General features: G+C 68.7%; 23 protein-coding genes and 1 tRNA gene. 8 read left to right on the top strand and 16 right to left on the bottom strand.

The annotated features are described in order from the left end of the window. Positions 1 to 15: 15 nt before the first annotated feature. On the top strand, positions 16 to 867 hold the full coding sequence (locus tag C7H75_RS23110) for a methylamine utilization protein (RefSeq protein ID WP_106851888.1): 852 nt from the start codon (positions 16 to 18) through the stop codon (positions 865 to 867). A 46-nt stretch (positions 868 to 913) separates the two neighbouring features. Here the strand turns inward: C7H75_RS23110 and C7H75_RS23105 are convergent, their stop codons facing one another. After that, positions 914 to 1,768 carry an LLM class flavin-dependent oxidoreductase gene (locus tag C7H75_RS23105; RefSeq protein ID WP_005516967.1) on the bottom strand — a complete coding sequence of 285 codons (855 nt, stop codon included), beginning with the start codon at positions 1,766 to 1,768 and terminating at the stop codon, positions 914 to 916. A gap of 122 nt (positions 1,769 to 1,890) precedes the next feature. Here C7H75_RS23105 and C7H75_RS23100 point away from each other — a divergent pair, with 122 nt between their 5' ends. Continuing rightward, positions 1,891 to 2,634: a Clp protease N-terminal domain-containing protein gene (locus C7H75_RS23100; protein ID WP_037084821.1), complete on the top strand. Its 744-nt coding sequence runs from the start codon at positions 1,891 to 1,893 to the stop codon at positions 2,632 to 2,634. A 12-nt stretch (positions 2,635 to 2,646) separates the two neighbouring features. On the opposite strand, the gene C7H75_RS23095 is transcribed toward C7H75_RS23100, so the two are convergent. After that, a complete protein-coding gene (locus C7H75_RS23095) occupies positions 2,647 to 3,765 on the bottom strand; it encodes a baeRF11 domain-containing protein (protein WP_005516969.1) in 1,119 nt (372 codons plus the stop codon). 185 nt (positions 3,766 to 3,950) lie between these two features. On the opposite strand from C7H75_RS23095, the gene C7H75_RS23090 reads away from it, so the two are divergent. Beyond that, positions 3,951 to 4,784, top strand: a complete 834-nt coding sequence (locus C7H75_RS23090) for a mycofactocin-coupled SDR family oxidoreductase (RefSeq protein WP_005516971.1) — start codon at positions 3,951 to 3,953, stop codon at positions 4,782 to 4,784. 21 nt (positions 4,785 to 4,805) lie between these two features. Here the strand turns inward: C7H75_RS23090 and C7H75_RS23085 are convergent, their stop codons facing one another. Then, entirely contained in the window at positions 4,806 to 5,459 is a 654-nt protein-coding gene (locus tag C7H75_RS23085) for an alpha/beta hydrolase family protein (RefSeq protein ID WP_106851887.1), read from the bottom strand. A gap of 24 nt (positions 5,460 to 5,483) precedes the next feature. Here C7H75_RS23085 and C7H75_RS23080 point away from each other — a divergent pair, with 24 nt between their 5' ends. Further along, complete coding sequence (locus C7H75_RS23080) at positions 5,484 to 6,965, top strand: SDR family oxidoreductase (RefSeq protein ID WP_022598419.1); 1,482 nt, start codon at positions 5,484 to 5,486, stop codon at positions 6,963 to 6,965. 109 nt (positions 6,966 to 7,074) lie between these two features. Here C7H75_RS23080 and C7H75_RS23075 read toward each other — a convergent pair whose 3' ends face one another. The 7 genes from C7H75_RS23075 to C7H75_RS23045 form a co-directional block, all read right to left on the bottom strand. Further along, positions 7,075 to 7,695 carry a lipocalin family protein gene (locus C7H75_RS23075; protein WP_064078223.1) on the bottom strand — a complete coding sequence of 207 codons (621 nt, stop codon included), beginning with the start codon at positions 7,693 to 7,695 and terminating at the stop codon, positions 7,075 to 7,077. Between the two features lie 85 nt (positions 7,696 to 7,780). Further along, positions 7,781 to 8,257, bottom strand: coding sequence for a 2-isopropylmalate synthase (locus C7H75_RS23070; RefSeq protein WP_106851886.1), 477 nt, complete (start codon positions 8,255 to 8,257; stop codon positions 7,781 to 7,783). Positions 8,258 to 8,433: 176 nt separating this feature from the next. Then, the gene (gene aztD, locus C7H75_RS23065) at positions 8,434 to 9,696 is read right to left on the bottom strand and encodes a zinc metallochaperone AztD (RefSeq protein ID WP_106851885.1); all 1,263 of its coding nucleotides are present in this window, start codon (positions 9,694 to 9,696) and stop codon (positions 8,434 to 8,436) included. 121 nt (positions 9,697 to 9,817) lie between these two features. Continuing rightward, on the bottom strand, positions 9,818 to 10,579 hold the full coding sequence (locus C7H75_RS23060; RefSeq protein WP_106851884.1) for a dienelactone hydrolase family protein: 762 nt from the start codon (positions 10,577 to 10,579) through the stop codon (positions 9,818 to 9,820). 148 nt (positions 10,580 to 10,727) lie between these two features. After that, positions 10,728 to 12,263, bottom strand: a complete 1,536-nt coding sequence (locus tag C7H75_RS23055) for a flavin-containing monooxygenase (RefSeq protein WP_106851883.1) — start codon at positions 12,261 to 12,263, stop codon at positions 10,728 to 10,730. Between the two features lie 89 nt (positions 12,264 to 12,352). After that, on the bottom strand, positions 12,353 to 13,360 hold the full coding sequence (locus tag C7H75_RS23050) for an NAD(P)H-dependent glycerol-3-phosphate dehydrogenase (protein WP_013417514.1): 1,008 nt from the start codon (positions 13,358 to 13,360) through the stop codon (positions 12,353 to 12,355). Positions 13,361 to 13,394: 34 nt separating this feature from the next. Then, positions 13,395 to 14,339 (bottom strand): NAD-dependent epimerase/dehydratase family protein, encoded by a 945-nt coding sequence (locus tag C7H75_RS23045; RefSeq protein WP_049910668.1) that lies wholly within the window; start codon positions 14,337 to 14,339, stop codon positions 13,395 to 13,397. 80 nt (positions 14,340 to 14,419) lie between these two features. Here C7H75_RS23045 and C7H75_RS23040 point away from each other — a divergent pair, with 80 nt between their 5' ends. After that, positions 14,420 to 15,061, top strand: coding sequence for a ScbR family autoregulator-binding transcription factor (locus tag C7H75_RS23040; protein ID WP_013417512.1), 642 nt, complete (start codon positions 14,420 to 14,422; stop codon positions 15,059 to 15,061). Here C7H75_RS23040 and C7H75_RS23035 read toward each other — a convergent pair. Continuing rightward, positions 15,031 to 15,981: a ScbA/BarX family gamma-butyrolactone biosynthesis protein gene (locus C7H75_RS23035; protein WP_106851882.1), complete on the bottom strand. Its 951-nt coding sequence runs from the start codon at positions 15,979 to 15,981 to the stop codon at positions 15,031 to 15,033. The genes C7H75_RS23040 and C7H75_RS23035 overlap by 31 nt on opposite strands. A gap of 131 nt (positions 15,982 to 16,112) precedes the next feature. Between C7H75_RS23035 and C7H75_RS23030 the strand changes: the two genes are divergently transcribed. Further along, positions 16,113 to 17,264: an alkaline phosphatase family protein gene (locus tag C7H75_RS23030; protein WP_084867225.1), complete on the top strand. Its 1,152-nt coding sequence runs from the start codon at positions 16,113 to 16,115 to the stop codon at positions 17,262 to 17,264. Between the two features lie 84 nt (positions 17,265 to 17,348). Beyond that, positions 17,349 to 18,323 carry an alpha/beta hydrolase gene (locus tag C7H75_RS23025; RefSeq protein WP_022598403.1) on the top strand — a complete coding sequence of 325 codons (975 nt, stop codon included), beginning with the start codon at positions 17,349 to 17,351 and terminating at the stop codon, positions 18,321 to 18,323. A 1-nt stretch (position 18,324) separates the two neighbouring features. On the opposite strand, the gene C7H75_RS23020 is transcribed toward C7H75_RS23025, so the two are convergent. From C7H75_RS23020 to C7H75_RS23005, 4 genes are all read right to left on the bottom strand, one after another. After that, positions 18,325 to 18,771, bottom strand: coding sequence for an SRPBCC family protein (locus tag C7H75_RS23020; protein WP_013417509.1), 447 nt, complete (start codon positions 18,769 to 18,771; stop codon positions 18,325 to 18,327). A gap of 61 nt (positions 18,772 to 18,832) precedes the next feature. After that, positions 18,833 to 19,477 (bottom strand): LON peptidase substrate-binding domain-containing protein, encoded by a 645-nt coding sequence (locus tag C7H75_RS23015; protein WP_005517000.1) that lies wholly within the window; start codon positions 19,475 to 19,477, stop codon positions 18,833 to 18,835. Between the two features lie 17 nt (positions 19,478 to 19,494). Next, a complete protein-coding gene (locus C7H75_RS23010; RefSeq protein ID WP_022598400.1) occupies positions 19,495 to 19,968 on the bottom strand; it encodes a DUF309 domain-containing protein in 474 nt (157 codons plus the stop codon). A gap of 251 nt (positions 19,969 to 20,219) precedes the next feature. Next, a tRNA-Met gene (locus C7H75_RS23005) sits at positions 20,220 to 20,293 on the bottom strand. 164 nt (positions 20,294 to 20,457) lie between these two features. On the opposite strand from C7H75_RS23005, the gene C7H75_RS23000 reads away from it, so the two are divergent. Next, positions 20,458 to 21,270, top strand: coding sequence for a mycofactocin-coupled SDR family oxidoreductase (locus C7H75_RS23000; protein WP_106851881.1), 813 nt, complete (start codon positions 20,458 to 20,460; stop codon positions 21,268 to 21,270). A 68-nt stretch (positions 21,271 to 21,338) separates the two neighbouring features. Here the strand turns inward: C7H75_RS23000 and hppD are convergent, their stop codons facing one another. Continuing rightward, entirely contained in the window at positions 21,339 to 22,514 is a 1,176-nt protein-coding gene (gene hppD, locus C7H75_RS22995; protein ID WP_106851880.1) for a 4-hydroxyphenylpyruvate dioxygenase, read from the bottom strand. Positions 22,515 to 23,030 lie beyond the last annotated feature (516 nt).

Here is a 23,030-nt window from a genome sequence, read left to right as displayed (position 1 = left end):
GGAAGAGGGATTTCGATGACGGAAACACTCACGCGCGAGTCGCTCGCGCACGCCCCCATCGCGACCGACGTCCCGGAGATCCGGCCCACGCTGCAGAAGGCGGTGTCGATGCCGGCCCGTGCCGCGCTCGTCGCCGGTGCCGCGGTGCTCGGCGCCGGTGTCGGTGCACTCGTCGCCCCGGCGGCGGGCTCGTCCCTGATCGCGTCGGTGGTGGGGGCGGGTGCGCTCACCGCGCTCGCCGCCAACTGGTCGACGTGCGGCATGTCGGTCGCGGGCGTCGTCGCGGCGCCGAAGCAGCCGGGACGCAAGGGCTCGTCGACGCCCGTGCGCCGGCTCGGCTGGCACGCGCTGGGCTCGATCGCCACGGGTGCGCCCACCGGTGCGCTGCTCGGTGCGTTGGGCGCCGTCGTGGCGGGCGCGGTCCCGATCGCGTGGGCCGTAGGGGTCTGGGCGGTGCTGGCATTGGCGTACGGCCTGCACGAGATGGGCCTGGTGACACTGCCCGCGCCGATGCGGCGGCGACAGCTGCCCCGGCACCTGCGTCGGTCGATGGCGCCGTGGAAGGTTTCGCTGCTGTTCGGCGCGATGATCGGTCCCGGCTTCGTGATCTTCATCCGGTCCAGCGCCTACTACCTGCTGGTGCTCGGCGTGATCGCGGCCGGATCGCCGGCCCTGGGTGCCGCGCTGTTCACGCTCGTCAGTCTCGGGCGTTGCATGCCGAGCCTGCTCGCGATCGTGCACACCCGCCGCGGGGGATCCATGCCCGGATTCCTCTCCGCGATGTGTGTGGTCGACCGCCGGGTCCAGGTGGTCACGGGCGCGGCCCTCGTCGCGCTCGCGGCCTTCGCCGGGGTGGCGCTCATCTGACGCCTCGGCGCCTCGGGGCGCGGGTCCGGATCCGGGGCCCGCGCCCTCAGCGCCGGGCCGCGACGTCGTCGCGTACCCGCGGGAACACGTCCTGCGCGAGGTAGGTCAGCTGTTCTTCGCTCGCGGCGCCGCCGAGAACGAACGTGTCGATGCCGTGGTCGAGAGCGAGGGCCGTCAACCGCCGTGGCAGTTCGTCGCGGGGAATCTCCTCGCCGACGTTGAGAATCCGCCGGATCTGCGCGGGATCGCGGCCGGCGGCGGTGGCCGCAGCGTCGATCGCCGCACTGGCCGAGGCTATTCCGTCGTCGTCGATGTAACCGAGCGACGGCAGCCAGCCGTCGCCGATCTCACCGATCAGACGCAGCATCCGAGGCTTGTAGCCGCCGATCCAGATCCCGATGGGGTGCAGGGGCACGGGCCCGGGATGGACTCCGTCCACGGAGTAGAAGTCGCCGTCGAAGCGGATCGCCCGCTCTCCGCTCCACATGAGCCGGATGATCGACACCGCTTCCTCCAGAGCGCGCACCGACTCGCCGGGCGTCCGCCGAGGCCCGCCCATCGCGGCGATCGCATCCCAGAACGCCCCGGCACCCAGGCCCAGTTCGACGCGGCCACCGGTGAGGAGGTCGAGGCTGGCGGCCGCCTGCGCCAGCACGGCGGGTGGGCGCAGCGGCAGACTCGCGACGTCCGGGAACACTGCGAGGTTCTCGGTGCGGGCCGCGATGACGGACAACAGCGTCCAGGCGTCGAGGAAGCGGCGCTGGTACGGGTGATCCTGGATGCCGACGAGATCGAATCCGGCTCGGTCGAGAACTACCGCAGTGTCGAGAAGGCCCTGCGCGGCATCCGCGTCGGGCACGAGGAAGTAACCGAATCGGATGTCGTTGCCGTAGTCGGGCATTGCAGGCTCCTTCGTCGACGACGATCGGTCTTCTCACGATAGGTGCCGGGCGGCGTCTCGGGTACCGAACCGATCGACAACCCAGGGTTGACGACATGGGTTCGTCAACCTACGGTTGTCTTATGACAGATCCCACGCGTATGTCGAATCCCGTGCGCCTCGACGACCTCATCGAGGCGATCAAGAAGGTGCACTCCGACGCCCTCGAACAGTTGACGGACGCGGTCCTCGCCGCGGAACACCTCGACGAAGTGGCCGATCACCTCATCGGCCACTTCGTGGACCAGGCCCGGCGCTCCGGCGCCTCCTGGACCGACATCGGTCGCAGCATGGGCGTCACCAAGCAGGCGGCCCAGAAACGTTTCGTGCCCAAAGGTCCCGAGGAGCCGTCCGATCTCGATGCGAGCCAGGGCTTCAGTCGATTCACCCCCCGCGCCCGCAACGTCGTGATGGCGGCACAGAACGAGGCGCGGGCGGCGGGCAACGACCAGATCACCCCCGAGCACGTGGTGCTCGGGCTCCTCTCGGAACCCGAATCGCTTGCGGTGAAGGCGCTCGCCGCGCAGGACATCGACGCGGAGGCGGTTCGCGCGGCCGCCACGGCGGTGCTGCCCGCACGCGCCGACGAGGTGCCCGACCTGATTCCCTTCGACGCCGGAGCACGCAAGGCGCTCGAGCTCACGTTCCGGGAGGCGCTGCGGCTGGGGCACAACTACATCGGCACCGAACACATCCTGCTCGCGCTGCTCGAGCTCGAGGACCGGGCGGGCGTGCTCGCGGAGCTGGGCGTCGAGAAGGCGGCCGTCGACAGCTACGTCGAGGCGGTGCTGGCCACGATCCTCGAGTCTCGACAGCAGGAGACGTAGTTCGCGCGGGGGTTATTCGGCGAACCGCAGGATCGCCGCGGCCGGAACCTCGTCGGGCACGTCGCCGGACCTCACCGCGAGCACCTTCGCGCCGGTGAGCAGGGCCCGGCGGGCGATCTCGTCGACCACGCCGTACTCGTGGTTGCCGTTGAGCTCGGCGAGGTCGACGGTGCCGGTGTCCGGATCCACCGTGCCGGGCACGACGCCCTCGATGTCGACGAACAGTGTCTCGACCCGCCCGAACGTCGCCGACCGCGCGACGTCGGAGATCTCCACCTGTGCCCGGCCCTTGGACCGCAGGTCGTCGAACTGCTTGCGGATGGTCGCCAGTTGCTGGGCGTAGTAGCCGTCGAGGACTGCCCGGGTGGCCTGCGATATCTGCTCGTCGCTCATTTCCTCCGGATTGCCGTGGATGCCGTCGTCGAGCAGCTTGTGATAGTTGTTCACGGACCGGTAGATCGACGCGGTCGGTTCGGCGGCGGCGAGCACCAGCGGGATGTCCCGCCCGGTCAGCACGCTGCGCAGTTCGTGATCGATGGCGCGGGCATACTCCCGAACCCGGAGTTTGCGGCCTTCGTCGCCCTGCACCCGGCCGTTGACCCGTCCCGGCGGGGTCCGTCCGAGTGACCGTACGCCCGCGTAGCTCGCAGCGTCCTTGGGGAGCCCGGGGACGTCGACCGTCGTCGGCGGCTGATCGGCCGTGACCTCGATCAACCGGACCGACCCCTCGGCGAGGGCCAGCACATAGGCGGTCTGAGGGAACGTCACCGTCCGCAGCAGCGGCTTGATGTAGAAGCGGTCGCTGACAATGCAGCACGCACCGAGTCGGTTCGGCAACCGGTAGCGGCGGAGTCGGTCCGCCGTCGCGAGAACGACGAGCGTGCGCGCCTGGTAGCGCCAGAACGCCTCGTCCTCGATCAGGTCGTCGAACGCTTGCTCGAACGCCAGTCGCTCCTTGTGATCCTCGATCTGTTCGAGCGCGGACTTGACCTGATTGGTGAATTCGAGCCGGCTCTTGCCCGGATCGTGGATGTCGTCCTCGGTGGGCGTGTAGATCGAGATGCAGGTGCGACCCTCCACCTCGGCGAGCCGGCGAACCTCGGCGTGACTCGGAATATCGCTGTAGAGCATTCCTCGACCTCCCGATAGTTGGTCGCCTTCAGCGTACCCAGGACCGCGACGTCCCGGCAGGGGTTTGTCTCCGGTCTCGGCGCCGAGGGCCGGCGGCCGCGTTTTGCCCGTTGTGTGGAAGAAGGTCTGGACCGCACCGGCATCGGCCCGGTAATGATCTGGGGCAGTTGATGCTTGGAGGAGATATGGGACAGCTCGAAGGTCGGGTCGCGTTCGTCACCGGTGCCGCCCGCGGGCAGGGACGCGCACATGCCCTCGCGCTCGCCGACGAGGGCGCGGACGTGTTCGGCATCGACATCTGCGCCGACGTCACGACCGTGCCGTACCCGCTGGCGACGGTCGACGAACTCGACGAGACCCGTCGCCTGGTCGAGACCCACGGCGTCCGGTGTCGCACCGCCGTCGTGGACGTGCGCGACGGGGCGGCGGTGGATGCCGCGGTCGCGGCCGCCGCAGCCGAATTCGGCAGGATCGACATCTGCGTCGCGAACGCCGGGGTGTGCGCGTTCGCGAAGACGTGGGACCTCACCGACGAGATGTGGGACGCGGTGGTGGACACCAACCTGTCCGGGGTGTTCAAGACGCTGCGGGCCGTGACGCCGCACATGATCGAACAGGGGTACGGACGTATCGTCGCGACGTCGTCGATGGGCGGACACACCGGCATCCCGAACCTGTCGCACTACGTCGCGGCGAAGTGGGGTGTGATCGGCCTGGTGAAGACGTTGGCGCTCGAGCTCGCCCGCCACGGCATCACGGTCAACGCGGTGTGCCCGGGATCGGTGGACACCCCGATGGTGCACAACGAGGCGTTCTACGGGCTGTTCGCTCCGGACGTCGAGCACCCCACCCGGGAGACCGTGGAGTCGCGCTATGCCTCGATCACGCCGATGCGGGTGCCGTGGGTGGCACCGGAGGACATCGCGCACGCCGTGCTGTACCTGGTGTCGGAGCAGGCGCGGTACGTCACCGGGACCTCGCTCGACGTCAGCGCCGGCAGTTCGGCACTGATGCCCTGACGGCTTCCCCGACCCGGGCGGTCAGCCGATGTCGAACAGGTCCACGGCAGCGGCGACCGTCCGCGCGACGACGTCCGCGCGCTCGGGGTCGAGCCCGTGCCGCCCGCCCTCGACGAGCAGCAGGAGATGCGGGGCAGGAATGAGTTCGAGCGCCGCCTGCATCTCGTCGGGGGTGCCGAACGGGTCCCGGTCGCCGTGTACGAACAGCGACGGATTACGCAGATCCGGTAGGTGTTCGGTGCGCTGCTTCTCCGGTTTACCGGGCGAGTGCAGCGGATACGACAGCAGCACAAGCCCGTCCGCGACGTCGGGGCGCTCGGCGGCGAGCATCGTCGACTGGCGTCCGCCGTACGAGTGCCCGGACAGGATCAATGGACCGTCGGCGAGGTCGCGGATCGCGTCGGCCGCGGCGACGATGCCCTCGCGGTCCTCTCCGGCCCGGGACTGGTTCGGCGGGCCCGACGCCCGACGCCGGCGGAACGGCAGGTTGTAGCGCAGTACCAGGAAGCCCCGTTCGGCGAAGCCGATGGCCATGACCTGCAAGAGTTTTGCGTCGAGGTCGCCGCCCGCGCCGTGCGCGAGGACGAGTTTGCCGACCGCGTCGCCGGCCGGACGGTGCAGGTATCCGTACACGTCGTCGGTGTCGAGGAGGACCGTTTCGTCGAGCGCACTCATGACTGTCGAGGCTACCGTGGAGTGATGTCGCGACTGCGCGTGCTCGTCACCGGGGCCACCGGCTACATCGGTGGGCGCCTGGCTCCCCGTCTGCTCGCCGCCGGACACGATGTTCGGGTGCTGGCGCGTTCTCCCGAGAAGTTGCGGGACATCCCGTGGGCGAAACAGGTGGAGATCGTGCGCGGCGATCTCGCGGACCCCGAGTCGCTGGCCGCCGCGACCGCCGACATGGACGTCGTGTACTTCCTGGTGCACGCCATGGGCGGCTCCGAGGAGTTCGTGGAAGCGGAGCGGCGCGGCGCGTCCAACATGGCGGCGGCCGCGAAGGCGAGCGGCGTCGGACGCATCGTCTACCTGGGTGGATTGCACCCGGAGGACACCGACCTCTCGCCGCACATGCGCTCCCGCGCGCAGGTGGGCCGGATACTCATGGAGTCGGGGGTTCCGACGATGGTGCTGCAGGCCGGCGTCGTCATCGGTTCCGGGTCGGCCTCGTTCGAGATGATCCGGCACCTGACGAACCGGCTACCGGTGATGACGACCCCGAAGTGGGTGAACAACCGGATCCAGCCGATCGCGGTGCGCGACGTCCTGTACTACCTGGTTGCTGCGGCCACGGCACCGCTGCCGCGCAGCCGGACGTTCGACATCGGTGGCCCCGACGTCCTCACGTACGGCGACATGATGAAGGTGTATGCGGAGGAGGCGGGTCTGCGGCGGCGTCGGGTGCTGGTGCTGCCGGTACTGACACCGCGCCTGGCGGGTCTGTGGATCGGACTGGTGACACCCATCCCCAGCTCGCTGGGCCGCGCGCTCATCGAATCGCTGCACAACGACGCCGTCGTCACCGACCGCGACATCGACGACGTCATCCCACCGCCCGAGGAGGGGCTGACGCCGTACCGCCGAGCGGTGCAACTGGCGCTGCGCCGTATCAAGAACGGCGAGGTGGAGACCAATTGGGCCAACGCGTCGCCGGTGGGGGCGCCGTCGGATCCGTTGCCGTCCGATCCCGACTGGGCGGGAGAGGTGGTCTTCACCGATGTCCGCAGCGCCGAGTGCGACGCGGATGCCGACACGTTGTGGCGGGTGCTCGAGAGCATCGGCGGTGAGAACGGTTGGTACTCCTTCCCTCTCGCGTGGGTGATCCGAGGTTGGCTCGACCGGCTGGTGGGCGGCGTCGGACTCACCCGTGGGCGGCGCGACGCGCGACATCTCAACACCGGTGACCCGCTGGACTTCTGGCGGGTGGAGGAGATCGACCGCGGCCACCTGCTGCGGCTGCGGGCCGAAATGCGTACCCCGGGTGGCGCTTGGCTCGAATGGCGGGTGGAGCCGGAGGGGCCGCACCGGTCCCGGCTCGAGCAGCGGGCGATCTTCTTTCCGAAAGGCATTGCGGGCAGGGCCTACTGGTACTCGATCCTGCCGTTCCACGGAATCATCTTCAAGGGCATGCTCGCGAACATCACCGGCGCCGCGGTACGTGAGGCCGCGGCGACCGAATAGGGACTGAGCCACTAAGCCGGAGCGCCCACTCTCAGCCCCGATCCGCGGAATCCCGCATGTAAGAGAAGAGAGTGGGCACTCAGGCCGATGGCGCGAGCCGGGCGAACTGTCAAACCGTGCAGAGCGGGGCGATGTCGGACCGCCCGCCCGTGGTGGGCGAGGTGAGCACCAGGCACGAGTTGTAGCCGCGCGACTCGACGACGCTGCGGATCTGCTGCCAGCCCTCGGCGCTCACCGCGGGCGTGCGCGAGAGCACGAAACCGGAGACGCGCAACGGGTCGCCGACGAATGCCCACGAGTAGTCGTCGGCCAGGTACGTGACGACGTAGTTGGTGGGTCCGTCGGGGGAGTTCTGGAACGGTACCGACGGGAAGCTCACGTGCAGTTGGGCATTGGTGACCGGGTCGTTGACGCGGGCGTTGCCGACGATGCCGTTGGTCCCGCCGTTCCACGTGGTGCACGTGTTGTTCACGCTGACGTTCGACGCGTCGAGCACGCCGTAGGTGGCGCGGGTGTCACGGGCGCAATCCAGGTTGAACGGCTGCGGGACAGCCGCCAGCTGGTACCACGTGCCGGCGTAGCGGGCGACGTCCAGCGACGGGATCGGGGCGAGCGGCTGCCACAGATCGGCGGAACCGGTGGGCTGGGCCGCGGCGGGCGCGGCGGTGGCGACTGCCGCGGCGGCGGCGACAGCGAACAGTCCGGCGGTGAGCTTCCTGGTGGCAGACATGGTGGTCCTTCCGGTTGTGACAGGAGCGGTCACTCGGTATTCGGTGCCGCCCCTGTCGATGGATGGGTCCGGAAGATCAATTTTCTCAGCGATGCAGCAGATTGGCGGCCGCGATGATCGCCTCCCGCGCCGAGGCGTTGCAGTCCTCGGCGATGGACATCGCCCAGCGGCGCTCGCCGTCGTGCTCGGCGAGGATGAACGTCGCGGTGCCCTCCGACGTGCGCTGCTGGTGGAACGACAGGATCTCGAGCTGGAAACCGGCGTCGAACAGCATCGAGGTGAGCGCCGCGATGGGTCCGGTGGCGGTCGCCGCCGCGGACGAGATGCGGTCGCCGAGCCCGAGGGTGGCGGTGAACGTGTGCCGACCGGCGCCGAGGTGCTCCGACGTCCAGCTGCCCAGACGGACCGGGCCGCCGGTGGGGCTGAAGCGCTGGGCGAACTCGGTCCAGCTCAGGCCCTGCGCCTGGGCGCGCAGGTCGCGCGGCAGGTGGGTGCCGAAACGCTGGAAGAACGGATCGTTCGAGAACGTGGTGGTGGTGGCGAAAGCCTGGGAGGTGGGCATTTTCGGGGGTCTTCCTGAAGTGAAGGAAGGACCGACAAGTAGATAGCTCAACGACCCGCAGCGAGGGGTCGGTCCGAATCAGACCCCGCTACGGCGGTGAACTACTACCTGGATGCGCTGCATGACCGAGGAGTCTAAGCGAGACTCCCAGAAACACGCAACCCTCCGGGTGAACCTCAGCCGCGCACACCGGTGATCTCGTCGGGGGTGTGCGGCAGCTCGGCAGTAGTGGTGACCTGGCCCTTCTCGTAGTCGACAGCGAGGATCCGGTTGGTGGCCGGATCGGTCACGTACGCGGTGAAACCCTGCACGAACAGCGCAGGCCGGGCCGTCTGCCACTCCGTCGGCTCGGTCCACGGGTCGAGTACCGGGATCGTGCGGATCGTGGCACCGGAGTTCGGGTCCAGTACGTGCAGCGCGCCGTCGGTGCCCAGGACCAAGGCCTCACCGAACGCGCCGCGTCCGAGAGACCGGAACGTGTAGCTGGTGCCGAGGTCCACCAGGCGCAGCTCGCCGGTGACGGTGTTCGTCAGCGACACCCGTGTCGGACGCTCCAGGTCGGCGTCCGGGTCGGATTTGTAGTCGCCGAGCACCACGGCGGACTCCTCCGAGCCGGCCTGGTTGCCGATCCGCCCGTACGGGTCGGGACTGGTGACCTTGGTGATCGCGCCGTCGCGGTAGATCAGCAGACCGTCCTGGCAGCCGAACACCACGGTCTCGTCGGCGGCGACGGCCTCGCCGTGCACGCCCGGGCACTCCTCGCTGCGGGCGATCTCGGTGCGGGCGGCGTCGTAGACGACGATGCCGGTGCGGGTCTCGGCGTCGCCGAGCGTGGTGACGAGCCCACCGTCGGCCAGTTCCACGGCGACGCCGTGGTGCGCGACCGGGGTGGTGAACGTCGTGGTCTGTGGCTTGCCGTCGGCGAGGGTGCTCGGGTCGAACGAGTCGACGCGTCCGGTGCCGTCGTCGAACAGGACGGTGCGGCCCGCGTGCCGCACGACGTGGCCGGGCTTGTCCGCGTCGAACGTGACGGCGGTGAGGGCGGGCGCGGCGGTGTAGTGGTGCGCGTGGTCGCCGTGCGCCTCCGACCAAGCTCCGGTGTCGAGCACACGGAAGCCGTCCTCGGTGGAGACGATCACGTGCCGCTCGTCGCCGGCCGGGTTGAGCCGGTTGAACCCGGCCAGCTCGGTTTCGCCCACCAGCGAGAGCGATTCGGCATCGAGTACGAGGATGCCGCCGTCGTAGGTGACGGCCAGTCGAGGTGTCGCGGAGCGAGCCTGCGCGGGTTTGGCGGTGGTGGACTCGGGGCCCACGGCCGCTGCGGCGGTCGCGGTGGTGGTGCCGTCGTCGGTACCCGAGCAGCCCGCCAGCAGGGCCGCGCACGTCGCGACGGACGCGGCGAGGGTGAGGCGTCGGGAGGTGGGGTCGGTGCGAATCATGCCGCAAGGTCTATCGCGTAATGAAAATCATTGTCAAAGGCGAAGATGTGCATTCGTGCATGCAACGGCGTGTGCGGTGGCGGTATCGGCGCCCGGTGGGTGGACGCCGATACCGCCTCGGTCAGTCCGGAACCTCGCCGGTGGTTCGGCCGAGGTGGCGGCCGAAGAAGCGGGCCGAACTGTCGCGCTCGTGCTCGGGCACCTGGAAGTACCGGCCCGGGTGGGCGTGCAGGGTCTTCTCGGTGGAGGCGAACGCGTCGAACAGTGCGAGCCCGGACGCGCGGTCGATCTCGTCGTCGTCCCACGGAATCCGGTACTCGACCGGCGCGGTGATCCGTCGGGCCACCTCGATCAGGGCATCGTTCACGAACACCGCACCAATGCTGAGTGCGGCGATCCGGCGGTCGGCTGCCGCGAGCAACAGTCCTGTCGTGACGCCCAACGTCATTCCGCCGTAGCCGATTTGCGCTTCGGCACCGATCTCGGGCAGCGCCTGCAGCGCGTCCAACGTCGCCTGCCATTCGGGTACCGCGCGCTCCGCCACCGACATGTTGTGCTCGACGACGATCGGGGCGAGGGGTTCGCCCGCCGCCCGGGCCCGATGGATCGCGTCCACCCGCCGTTGATCCTCGGCGCTTCGCGGGCGGTCGCCGTGCCCGGGTGCGTCGATGGCGGCGACGGTGAACCCGTGGGCGGCGACGCTGTGCAGTGCGCCGGCCACCAGTCCCGGCGCTCGCTTGTGCATGCCGCCGGAATGACCCGACAGCAGCAGTGGCCCGCCGCCGGCCCCGGATCGGGGCGACCAGAGCGCGCCGGTGATCTCGTCCAGTGTGAAAGTGCGTTCGACGACACCGTTCGACGATGTCTCGGAAGTGAAGTGCATGGTGTGGCCTTTCGGGAGTGCCTTGAATTTCGGCGCTCCCGGCGACACCTACGTCAATCGCCCGACCGTGCACACGAGTGGGAGCACCCACATGTTCGTTGCGTACATGGGTCTCACCTCCTGGTGTGAAGTCACGGTCGCGCACACGCTAGCAACGGGCGTCGGAGCGCGTCCAGCCGTTTTTCGGCGTCGTCAGGCCGCGATGCGATTCGGCACGGAGCAGCTGGTAGTCGGCGGGATCGACGACGCGGGTGCGCCGCCGGTAGTCCCAGGACGTCCCCGGCCACAGCGCGTGATTGGACCCGCGGGCGTCGAGGTACCAGCTGGCGCAGCCACCGGTGCTCCACACGCCGCGCGAGAGCCGTTCCCGCAGAGACGAATCGAACGCGTCCTGGGCGGCGGCGCGGACCTCGACGGTGCCCGCGCCGCTCTCCTCGGCCAGGCGCATCGCGTCGAGTGCGTGCGCGATCTGCGCCTCGATCATCACGATCACCGAGTTGTGGCCCAGGCCGGTGTTGGGCCCGGACAGGAAGAACGCGTTGGGCATCCCGGACATCGTGACGCCCAGGTGGGTGCGGACGCCGTCCTGCTGCCAGCGTTCGAGCAGGCTGACGCCGCCGCGGCCGACCAGGTTCATGCGGTTCAGCGCGCCGGCGACGCGGAACCCGGTGGCGTACACGATGACGTCGACGTCGTGGCGGGTGCCGTCGGCGGTCTCGATGCCGCTCGGGTGGATCGCGGTGATCGGGTCGGTGACGAGGGTGGTGTTCGGGCGGGCCAGCGTGGGATAGAAGTCGTTGGAGCGCAGTATCCGCTTGCAGCCGATGCGGTAGTCGGGGGTGAGGGCGTCGCGCAGCACCGCGTTGTGCACCTGCTTGCGCAGGTGTGCGAGGGCGCGGTTCTGGGTGTGCTCGAGTAGTCGGGGACGGCCGAGGCCGACACCGAGCGCCTCGCCGCCCCAGTAGGTGGCCGCGCGAAACAGATTGCGCGCCAGCGTGCTCCGTCGGCTCGCCGCGACCGCCGTACGGAACCTCCGGCGCGGCAGGATCCAGGCCGGGGTGCGTTGGAAGACGGTGAGTTCGGCCGCCCGTTCGGCGAGGTGCGGCGCCAGCTGGATCCCGCTGGCGCCGGTGCCGATCAGCGCCACCCGCTTGCCGGTGAGGTCGACGTCGTTGCGCCACGCCGCCGAGTGCATGCTCGCGCCCGCGAACGTCTCGGCGCCGGGAATGCGTGGGATGCGCGGCACGTTGAGAGCGCCCGACGCGACCACCAGGTACTGTGCCACGAACTCACGTCCGCTCTTGTCGAAAACATGCCAGCGGCAGCCGGTCTCGTCCCACTGCGCCCCGGCGACCTCGGTACCGAACTGCAGACGGTCGCGCAGTCCGTGGCGCTCGGTCAGCTCAATGAGGTAGTCCAGGATCTCCGGTTGCCCGGCGTGCGACGACGTCCAATCCGTCTTGGGGGCAAACGAATACGAGTACAGCACCGACGGGATGTCGCACTCGCAGCCCGGGTAGGTGTTCTGCCGCCACGTGCCGCCCACGGCGTCGGCCTGCTCCAGGATCAGGAAGTCGCGTCGGCCGCGGCGCGTGAGTTGCAGGGCCATGCCGAGTCCGGCGAATCCCGCGCCCACGATCAGCACCCGGGTGTGACGAACCGACTCCGACACGCTGCTTCCCATCCGTGAGGTCTCCGCGCAGCGCCTCCCTCACCGCCTGACGTCAGCAGTGTGCAACTTGAACAGTGTTCAAGACAAATCGGTCGAGCGGGTCAGGCCACCTCGTCCTCGCCGCCCGGCTGGACTTTCCGCAGGCCACGGTAGGCGTCCTCGGGGGTCTTGCGTCCGGCGACGACGGCCTCCACCTCGGCGGCGATCGGCATCTCGACGTGGTAGTCGCGGGCCAGTTCCATCACCGTCGGCGCGGTCTTGACGCCCTCCGCCACCTGCCCCAGCTTCTCCACGGCCTCGTCGACGGTGAGCCCGCGGGCGATGGCTTCGCCGACACGCCGGTTGCGCGACGCCGGGCTCATGCACGTGGCGATGAGATCGCCGACGCCGGTGAGTCCGGCGAAGGTGCGCGGGTTGGCGCCCATCGCCTCCCCGAGTCGGGTCATCTCGGCGAGCCCGCGGGCCAGAACCATCGCGCGGGTGTTGTCGCCGACGCCCAGACCGTCGGCCATGCCCGACGCGATCGCCACGATGTTCTTCAGGACGCCGCCCAGCTCGCAGCCGAGGACGTCGGTGTTGCGGTAGACGCGAAACACCTTGGACGCGAACAACGGTTGCAGCGCCGTGGCGACGTCCTCGTCCTGTGTGGCGACCACCGACGCGGCGGCCAGCCCGTCGGCGATCTCGCGGGCGATGTTGGGGCCGGCGAGGAGCCCGACGGGGTGACCGGGCAGGCACTCGGAGATCACCTCGGTGGGCCGCTGCCGGGTACCCGGTTCGAGGCCTTTCGCGAGCGAGAGCACCGGCACCCACGCGCGCACCTCGTTGGAGATCAGGTTCAGCGTGCTGCGGATCGCGTGCGACGGCACCCCCACCACCAGCACGTCGGCCTCGTTCGCGGCCTCGAGAATGTCGGACGTCGCCCGCAGGCTCTCCGGCAGCTCGTGCTCGCCGAGGTAACGCGAATTGCGGTGTTCGGTGTTGATCTCGTCGGCCGTCTCGGGGTTACGCGACCACAGCAACGTGGGCGTGTTGTGGGCCGCGAGTTTGGCGACCGTGGTGCCCCAGGATCCGGAGCCGAGAACGACGACGCGGACGGGTCGGGCCATCAGTGATCACCTCGTACTGGGGCGTTCCGGGGACTCATGGCTTCAGGTTGGCACTGCGGGTGGTGTCGCGTGGGCGAATCGGCAACTCCGAGGTGGCCCGAAGGGTGGGTCGCTCGCAACGCCGCCGCAGTTTCGTCCCGTCGATCGTGTGGTCGCGCCCGACGAGGTCGACGTGCCGATCGGTGAGGCCTGCCGCACCGGCGCCGGCGAGCGCCGTCGGGAACGAACAACTGGTGGTGGGTAGGCCGTCGGTGGCCGTTCGAGTCGCAATGTCGAACACCGACATCGGTTCCGGTGACGCGGCATGGAACAGTGCGCCCCGGTCGGCGTCCGAGCTGGTGAGAGCGAGACGGGCGATCAGTTCGCCGAGTTCGTCGACGGAGATGACCGAGAGGAGTGCGGCGCCGTCGTCGATCCAGGCCCCCATGCGGGCGAGGATGTGTCGAAGCCCCGGAAGGAACCAGCGATCGCCCTCGCCTTGGACGAATCCGGGTCGGACGACGATGCCGCCCTGGGCGCGGACCATCCGGTCGGCTGCCGCTCGGGTGGCACTGAGCACGGTGACCGGATTCGGCTCGCGGGTGTCCTCGACGACGTCCCGAAACGGACCCGCTCCGTAGACGCCGATGGTGCTGAGGGTGACGACGACATCGATCGACCGGGCCTCGGCTGCCGCGAGCAGATTCCGGGTGCCCTCGTAGTTGATTCGCCGGCACAGGGTCTCGTCCGGACCGGTGTAGCTCGCGGCGTGGACGATGGCGTCGACACCGTCGAGCGCTGAGTGCAAAGTGGACGGAACGCCTATGTCGGACAGGACATATCGGACACCTGGGATCGGTGACTCCGGCATTCGCCGCACTGCTGCGGTGACTTCGCCGTCAGACGCGGCAAGTGCCCGTAGAGTGGCACCGCCGATGAAACCGGACGCACCGACCAGGGCGATGTGGGGACGGTGTCCGCCCGTTTCGTCGCGTGGCATCACTGGGCGGCGCCGGAGGGAGCGGCGAGCGCAGCAGTGGTGTGTCCGATGGGGAGGCGAAGCGAGAGGGGATCGGCACAGTGCTCAAGCAGGAGAGGGCTTTCGAGACGAGGAACGAGATCATCTGGGCCGCAGCCACTCGGTTCGACGAGACCGGTTACGAACGAGCCAGCCTCACCGAGATCGTCGAACTGACGGGCTTCACCAAGGGCGCGTTGTACTTCCACTTCAAATCGAAGGACGATCTGGCCGTCGCGATCATCGAGGAACAGCATGCGATCTCGATGAACGCGGTGGCCGCGATCCGCGCGACCGAGGCTCCGGCGCTCGAGCAGTTGGTGATGCTCGCGTACGAGATGGGGCGGCAGATCGTCGAGGACCCCGTGGTGCGGGCCGGTATCCGCCTGACGTTGGAGATGAGCGCGGCGGCCGGACCGACGGCGCCGTACCTGGACTGGATCGACGGTCTTCGTGAGGTGTTCCAGGCCGCGATCGAAGAGGGCGACATCGCCGACACCGTCGATTCCGCGGAACTCGCGCGGTACTTCGTCTCGGCTTTCACCGGCGTCCAGATGGTGTCGAACGTGCTCACGGGCCGCGCGGATCTCGATGCGCGACTCGATCAGATGGTGTCGTTCGTGCTGGCCTCGGTGGTCGCACCCCGCCGGCGTCACAAGATCGACCGGTACGTTCATACCCGGTGGAGCCCGACGAACGCGTGAGCCGGTTCGACGGTCGGCAGAGGCACCGCCAGGCGGATGGTGCCCGACGCCTTGATCTCGCCCCACTGCGAGAACTCGACGTCGACACAGCCGTCCTCTCCGGGCCGGAGTTCGGTGGTCACCGTTGTCGGTTCGTCCAACTCCAGGAACCGACGGAACCGCAGTTCGAGCGATTCCACATCGGCGCACGACCATCCGAGCCGTAGGCGCGCGCTCTGGCGGGCCGCCTCGAGCACCACCACGCCCGGAACGTGGTCGGAGGGATGGTCGAACAGCACCGGATGCGTCGGATCCACCCGCAGCAGCCAGCGACCGATGTCGCCCGACGGATGGACACCGAGCACGACCGCGCGGTCGTCGGGAACACATACGGCGGACTGCAGCACGGGAAGCGGCTGCGGGATGCGCCCCACCGTCGGGGCCCGGTCACTGCTCCACCGGATGCGGGCGTAGTCGTCCGGGGTGAGGACACCGGCAACGGCCATGCCGTGTCCCGCCGGCGTGTCGTCGACGAGGAAGTCCACGTCGACACTGAACGCCGACAAGCGACTGCCCCGCCGCGCGTGCTCGGTGACCTGGGCGTTCATGACGACCCCCGCCGCCGACGACCCGATGGTCAACCGGTCGAGGTGTGCCTCGATGCGCATCGTCTGCATCGTGAAGAGGTGCCCCAGGGGTACGGCGTAGTGCATGTGTCCGAGATAGATGGCGCACTGGCGAACGGTCTCGCCGAGCAGCATCGTGTCGTAGCGGTCGGTGCACGTTCGGTAGAAGGCGTGTTGTCGCGGCCATTGGGCGCCCAGCCGAAACCGGCCGGCCTCCCCGACGGGGATACCGTCCGTCAGGTAGACCTCGGACACGGATTGACGATGTACGAACCGTCGCGGCACCGTCGATTCAAAGCTCAACGCCTGCACCATCTCACGGACAGTAGCGGGGGAAATCGCCTGGCATGAGCGATTTGGGTCGAAATTTTCGTACCTCGACCCACGGATGATCCGCCTAGAGTCGGAGGGGTACGAAGCGAACCCGATCTTCGAGACGATAGCGAGTGCCGGTGGCGAACGACCTACCTCTGCGCGACGTGTACGCCGAGCCCACGCTCGCCGACGTCCTACCGTCGGCGCTGTCCTCGCTGGGCGCGCCCGGCGAGGCGAACCGGCTGGACATACCCGAGTCCGATCGGACCGTGGTTCTGCTGATCGACGGTCTCGGCTGGAATCTACTGCGCCGCAACCTCGATGCCGCTCCGTTCCTCAACGGCATCGAGGGGCGACCGATCCGGGCCGGATTCCCCACCACCACCGCGACGAGCCTGGCGTCGTTCGGCACCGGACTGCCGTCGGGCCGGCACGGCATCACCGGTTACGTCTCGGACGTCGCGGAGGCGGGTGGACCGTTCAACTGGCTGCGCTGGCAGCGGGTCGGCGACCACCGCGACCTGCTCGCGCAGGTGATGCCGGAGCGGATCCAGCCGTCCCCCACAGTTTTCGAGCGCGCGACGGCAGCCGACGTGATCGCGACGACAGTTCTGCCCCGCGAGTTCGCCGGCAGCGGACTCACCCGTGCCGCCCTGCGCGGCGGCCGCTTCGTCGGCACCGTCGCGTACGGCGACCTGTTGCACTCGACGGTGCACGCCGCGACGGCGGGAGAGCGGACCCTGGTCTACTGCTACCTGAGTCAGATCGACACCCTCGGCCACGTGTACGGACCCGGCAGCGACCCGTGGGTGGCGCAGCTGACGATCGTCGACCGGTTCGTCGAGGACCTCGTCGCGCACCTGGGTCCCGACGTCAACCTGCTGGTGACCGCCGACCACGGCATGGTGCCGGTCGACCCGTCGCACCGCGTCGACTTCGACAAGGAACCCGCGCTGTCGAGCGGGGTGGTCGCCCTCACCGGCGAAGCCCGCTGCCGGTACGTGCACACCGAACCCGGGCGTGCCGCGGGCGTCCTGAGCCGGTGGCGGGAGCTGCTCGGCTCGCGGGCCTGGGTGGGTACCCGCGACGACGTCGCCGCCGCCGGGCTGCTGGGGCCGAACCCGACCCCGGCCGCGCTGCGCCGGGTGGGTGACGTCGTGATGATCGCGCACGGCGCCACTGCCGTGGTCCGCAGCGAGGCCGAGCCGCGGATGTCGATGCTGGCGGGCCAGCACGGTGCACTCACCGACGACGAACTCCTGATCCCGCTGCTGCAGGTCTGATGTCCGTGCGGGTTCCGGCGCCGGACTCTAGGGTGGCGGGCGGGGTGGACCTGACCACCCGCGGGGACGACGACTGGGGGCACGATGCGTACGCGCGAGACGACGATCATCCGGCACTGGAAGGTGAGCTGGCGGGCGTGGCTGGTGTTCTGGATCGCGCGCATCTTCGTCAAACCGCTCTTCGCGGCGTGGCCCACCACCGACCGGGGCATCGCGGCTCTCGGGCACCTGGAGAAGGTCGTCGACCGGTTACCCAAGCCCAAGGGCGTCACGATCGAGCCGATGACGCTCGGCGGGGTGCCGAGTGAACTGATCAGCCATCACCGGAAGGCTGCCGACTCGCTCGCGGGTGCGACCGTCCTGTACTTCCACGGCGGCGGATTCGTCTTCTGCGGCTTGGCAACTCATCGCAGCCTCTGTGCGGTACTCGCGGCCCGAGCAGGCGTCCCGGTGATCTCCGTCGAGTATCGGCAGCTGCCGTACGGCGGGATCGGCACGTCCATCCACGACGCGATGGCCGCGTACACCGATCTGCTCGGCAGAGCCGAGGATCCCACGAAGATCATCCTCGCGGGCGACTCGGCGGGTGGCTACCTGGCGATGAAGGTGGCCGAACTGGCCGCGACCCGCGGCATGGTGACCCCCGCCGCCGTGATCGGGTACTCGCCGCTGCTCAACCTGGCGCTCGAGAAGCACGACCCCGACTACATGCGTCGCGACGCCTACCTGCCGATGAGCCAGGTCGAGGCGCTCAAGGACCGGTGGGCCGGCGGTCCGGAACCGATCGCCGGGGCCGATTCGCCCATCGAGGCCGATCCGCGGGTGTACCCGCCGGTGTTCTTCAGCGTCGCCCAGTACGAGCTGATGCGCCCCGACGTGGAGGCGATGACGGGGATGCTCGAGGACGTCGGACAGGCCGTCGAGACGCACGTGTGGAGTGGCCAGATCCACGCCTACCCGGTGATGGGCACAGTGCTGACGGAGGCCACCATGACGATCGCGTTCAGCCTCGACTTCGCCCGCCGCGCACTGGGTTACCGCGGCCGGCACTCCGCCTGATCTACAGGCCCAGCGACTCGATCTGCTTGCGCAGATTCGTCTCGGTCTGCTTGATCGCGGTGGTGACGAACGGCTCGATCAGCCTGCCCAGGGCCTTGCCGGCCAGCCCGCCCGGCAGTTCGTAGCCGAAGTCGACGGACAACTCGGTGCGGTCGTCGCCGACCGGGGTGAACATCCAACTGGACCGGTTGCCGAATCCGGAGACCGAGGACAACGTGATGAGCCGATCCCGCTCCCACTCGGTGACCTCGACCGTCGACTTCAGCGCCTTGGGGCCGAGCTGCATCGTCGCGTCGTACGTGGCGCCCAGACCTTGGTCGAGGTCGCCGATCGGGACGAATCGGCTGATGCCGAACATCCAGTCGGGCACGTTCCGATAGTCGTCGATGTGCGCGAACGCCAGATCGACGGGAACGACGGCAACGGCCTTGTGTCGAACGTGGATCATGTGTTTCCTCCCCTGAATTCCCCGGAGGTCGGACGCTAGTGCATCCGACGGTCCACTCCGGTCACCGCCGCCCCGAGAGTCGGAACTCGGCGATCTCGCGGGCGTTGTCGATCGCGTCCGTCAGCGCCCGGTGCCGGTCGTCGGCGGTCTGGGCGGACAGCACCGCGTACTTGTCCGCTGCCCCCATCGGTACCCAGGAGGCGAGCGCGTACAGGTGGTCGCCGGGCCGCTCGAGCACGTCGAACAGGCGCGGAGGGGCTGGCGGCGGATCGTCGCGCAACTCCCGGATCCGGGTCAGCAGGATGTACAGCTCGGTGATCTTGTCGGTGAGGTGCTGGAGTTGGTCGTCCGACACGCGACTCGACGCCTCCACCGGCCATGGCTCGATCTCGGCGCGCGGATACGGGTCGTCGCCGAGCCATCGCACGATCCGGATGCGCTCCTCGCCGACGCAGTCCAACGCGTACCGTCCGTCGCCGATGCCGACGTGGGAGACGATCCGCACCGCGGTGCCGACGTCGTTGCGGACGTCACCACCGCCCACCTCGTGGCCACGCGCGATGAGCACAGTGCCGAAGACGGGACCCTCGGTGGCAGTGAGACAGTCGCGGACGAGCGCCTGGAACCGGGGCTCGAACACGTGCAGCGGGAGCCGTTCCCCGGGCAGCAGTGCGGCGCCGAGGGGGAACATCGGCAGAACGGTCATTTGACCAGGATGAGTCATCAGGGCATCCGGAGTCGGGGAACCGGGATCGTGTCGGGTTGCGTGTCTCGATCGAGTTCGACGATGAGGTGATCGGCCCACGCGACCAGGCCGGTGATGTCGAGCGCGTGCGGCGGGTCGTCCTCGAACGGGACGATGCGGTGTCGGCCCTGCCTGAGCAGGGAGACGGCGCCGGCCGGGTTGCCGCGCATCTGATGGGTTACCGCCACCGCGAGCTGGGCCAGGCCCTGCCACAGTCCGCGCTCCTCGTGCGGCGCCTTCTTCCAGGCGGACTCGAGCACCTCGTGCGCGTGGAACGGCAGGTCGTGATCGAGCAGGCGCTGCGCCTCGGTGATCGCCTCGCCGGGATCGAGGTCCAGGTCGTCGGGCATCGTCGGAAACCCTTCCTCGCCCCACTCGAGCGGGCGCCCCAGACGATCCCGGGGCCGGGCGTTGCGCGGCTTACCGAGGGTGTCCCGATCGCGGTCGGCCATAGAAGCAATCTAGCCGCCGACAGGGGTACCGGGGGAGGGGCAGCTTCGGGTTGCCCGGAATCGTCTCGGGTCGGGCGGTGGAGTGCCGGCGCGCCGAGGCCGCGGCGCCACACCCTTTCTGTCGGCAACACACACCGATTCGGCGTGCATTTCGTGTGTGTTGTTCCGAAAACCGGTGTGACGCCGGCGGCGGCGTCGTGGACAAAAGAAAAGACCCGGTATCGCTGGTGCGATACCGGGTCTTTCATTTGTAGCGGGGACAGGATTTGAACCTGCGACCTCTGGGTTATGAGCCCAGCGAGCTACCGAGCTGCTCCACCCCGCGTCGGTATGTTCAGCCTACACGACGTTTCGGGGTGCCTCGACCACCCGCCGGATCGGGGGTCGAATCGGTTGTGGTCCCGGTCACCGGAAAGCGCCCCGAACGAGGCTCAATCACTGCCTTAATCTGCGGAGATACTGCACGACGAGGGATCCGGAGGGATTCGCATGGCACTGCTCGAGAACAAGGTTGCCTTCATCACAGGCGCGGCACGCGGACAGGGGCGCAACCACGCGGTGCGCTTCGCACAGGAAGGCGCGGACATCATCGCGCTCGACATCTGCGCGTCCGTGTCCGACGACGTCGGCTACCCGGCGGCCACGCCCGAGGATCTCGAGGAGACCGCCCGCCTCGTGCGCGCCGAGGGCCGCGAGATCGTCACCGCGATCGGCGACGTCCGCGACCAGTCCGACCTGCAGGCCGCCGTCGACGCCGGTGTTGCGCGATTCGGCCGTCTCGACATCGTGGTCGCGAACGCCGGCATCTCGACGTGGAACCGCTTCTGGGAGATGCCCGAGGAGCAGTGGACCACGATGATCGACATCAACCTCAACGGCGTGTGGCGCACCCTGAAGGCTGCGGTTCCCGCGATGATCGACGGCGGTCGCGGCGGCTCGATCATCGTCGTCAGCTCGGCGGCCGGCATCAAGGCCAGCCCCGGGACGTCGAACTACACGTCCGCCAAGCACGGCCTGGTGGGTCTGACGAAGACTGCGGCGATCGAGTTGGGCGAGTTCGGTATCCGCGTCAACTCCATCCACCCGGGCGCGGTGGACACCCCGATGGGCCAGGACGCCAACGTCGGCAAGATCCTGGCGCAGTACCCGCGCTACATCGACAACTACAAGTGGCCGCTCGCCGGGCTCAGCAAGTGCAGCGTCGACGACGTCTCCGAGGTCGTGCTGTACCTGGCCAGCGACCGCTCGCGCACCGTCACCGGTTCGCAGATGTCGCTGGATCTGGGCATTACGTCGATCTAGGCGGCTGCGCCACCCGTGCGCCTTTCTGGTGGGCCCAGCTACCAAAAAGGCGCACGGGCGCGAAGCGCCTACAGGTTGCCGCGCCGCTCCTGCTCACGTTCGATCGCGAGGAACAGGGCCTGGAAATTGCCCTTGCCGAACCCGAGCGAGCCGTGCCGCTCTATGAGTTCGAAGAACACCGTCGGACGGTCGCCGATGGGTTTGGTGAAGATCTGCAGCAGATACCCGTCCTCGTCGCGGTCGACGAGGATCCCGCGGCGCTGGAGTTCCCCGATCGGGACACGTACCTCGCCGATCCGTGCCCGCAGCGCCGGATCGTCGTAGTACGACGCCGGTGTCGGCAGGAACTCGACGCCCGCCGCCGACAGCCGGTCCACGGCGCCCAGGATGTCCGACGTCGCGAGCGCCAGGTGCTGCGATCCGGGGCCGCGATAGAACTCGAGGAACTCGTCGATCTGCGACCGCTTGCGTCCCACCGCGGGCTCGTTGAGCGGAATCTTGATGCGGTGGTTGCCGTTCGCGACGACCTTGCTCATCAGCGCCGAGTACTCGGTGGCGATGTCGTCGCCCACGAATTCGGCCAGATCGGTGAACCCCATGACGCGGTGGTAGAACTCCACCCACTCGTTCATCCTGCCGAGTTCGACGTTCCCGACGACGTGGTCGAGCGCCTGGATCACCTGCGGCACAGCACTCGTGGCGGCGGTGCGCGCGACATAGCCGGGCAGGTACGGCCCCGAGTAACGGGAGCGGTCGACCAGGGTGTGCCGGGTCTCGCCGTAGGCGGCAATGCTCGCGGTGCGGACGGTGCCGTGCTCGTCGGAGATGTCGTGCGGTTCGACGAGGATCCGCGCGCCCTGGCTGCGGGCGTGCGCGATGCAGCGGTCGACGTCGGTGACCTCGAGCGAGACGTCGTAGACGCCGTCGCCGTGCCGGAAGTGGTGGTCGTGCAGGGGGCTGGACGGGTCGACGCCGCCGGTGAGCACGAATCTGACGGCACCGCTGCGTAATACGAAGGCGCGGTGATCGCGGTTGCCGCTCTCGGGACCCGAGTACGCCTCGAGCTCCATCCCGAACACCGCTCGGTAGTAGGCGGCGGCCTGCGTCGCGTTGCCCACCACCCACACGATGGCGTCCCACCCGACAACCGGGAACGGATCGGCGGACGGGTCGTGTTCGACGAGCCCGAGTAGTTGGCGCAGGACGGCGTCATCGTGGCGGGTCAGTGACTGGTCGACGGTCATGAACGGACCTCCCGTGACAGGTACGGGTCGATCACACCCCGAGGCGCTCGGGGGAGGCAACATCGGCCTGTTCGGATGTCCAGAGTGGACAATCTGTGCCGACGGAGGCCCTGTCGAGTGTGCAGTTTGTATGCCGAGTGCGACGCCTTGCACTTTGAATTTGTCTGCAGTGCACTCTTTCCGAAGTCGACCACTTCCTTGTTGAACTCCAATGAATTGAACTCCAGTGCAATTTGGGCCTGCCGTTTCCGGGTCAAGGCCGCTGCGTCATCGGGCGGCCCGGAACGAGCCCTCTGTCCTGCGGTTATGGTGTGCAAAGTGGACCGCTGGAATGTTTCGGTCAAAAGCCATCCGAATCGGACTCGCATGGGTTAGTTTCTTTTCGATCACGGCTGCTGAAGGGGTTCGGAAGGGGCGATCGGGCCCCAGCGTGTGAGCTTCCTGAGCGTCTGTGTGCTGCTTGAGTTCGCAACTGCGTGGAAGGTGGGAGCGGCACCGTGCAGATGTTCGATGAAT

The sequence above is a fragment of the Rhodococcus (subgen. Prescottella) equi genome, from assembly GCF_003013675.1.
In the GTDB taxonomy this organism is placed as follows: Bacteria; Actinomycetota; Actinomycetes; order Mycobacteriales; family Mycobacteriaceae; genus Prescottella; species Prescottella equi.
Note: the sequence above shows the minus strand (reverse complement) of the source record. Positions and strands in the feature narration are given on the sequence as shown.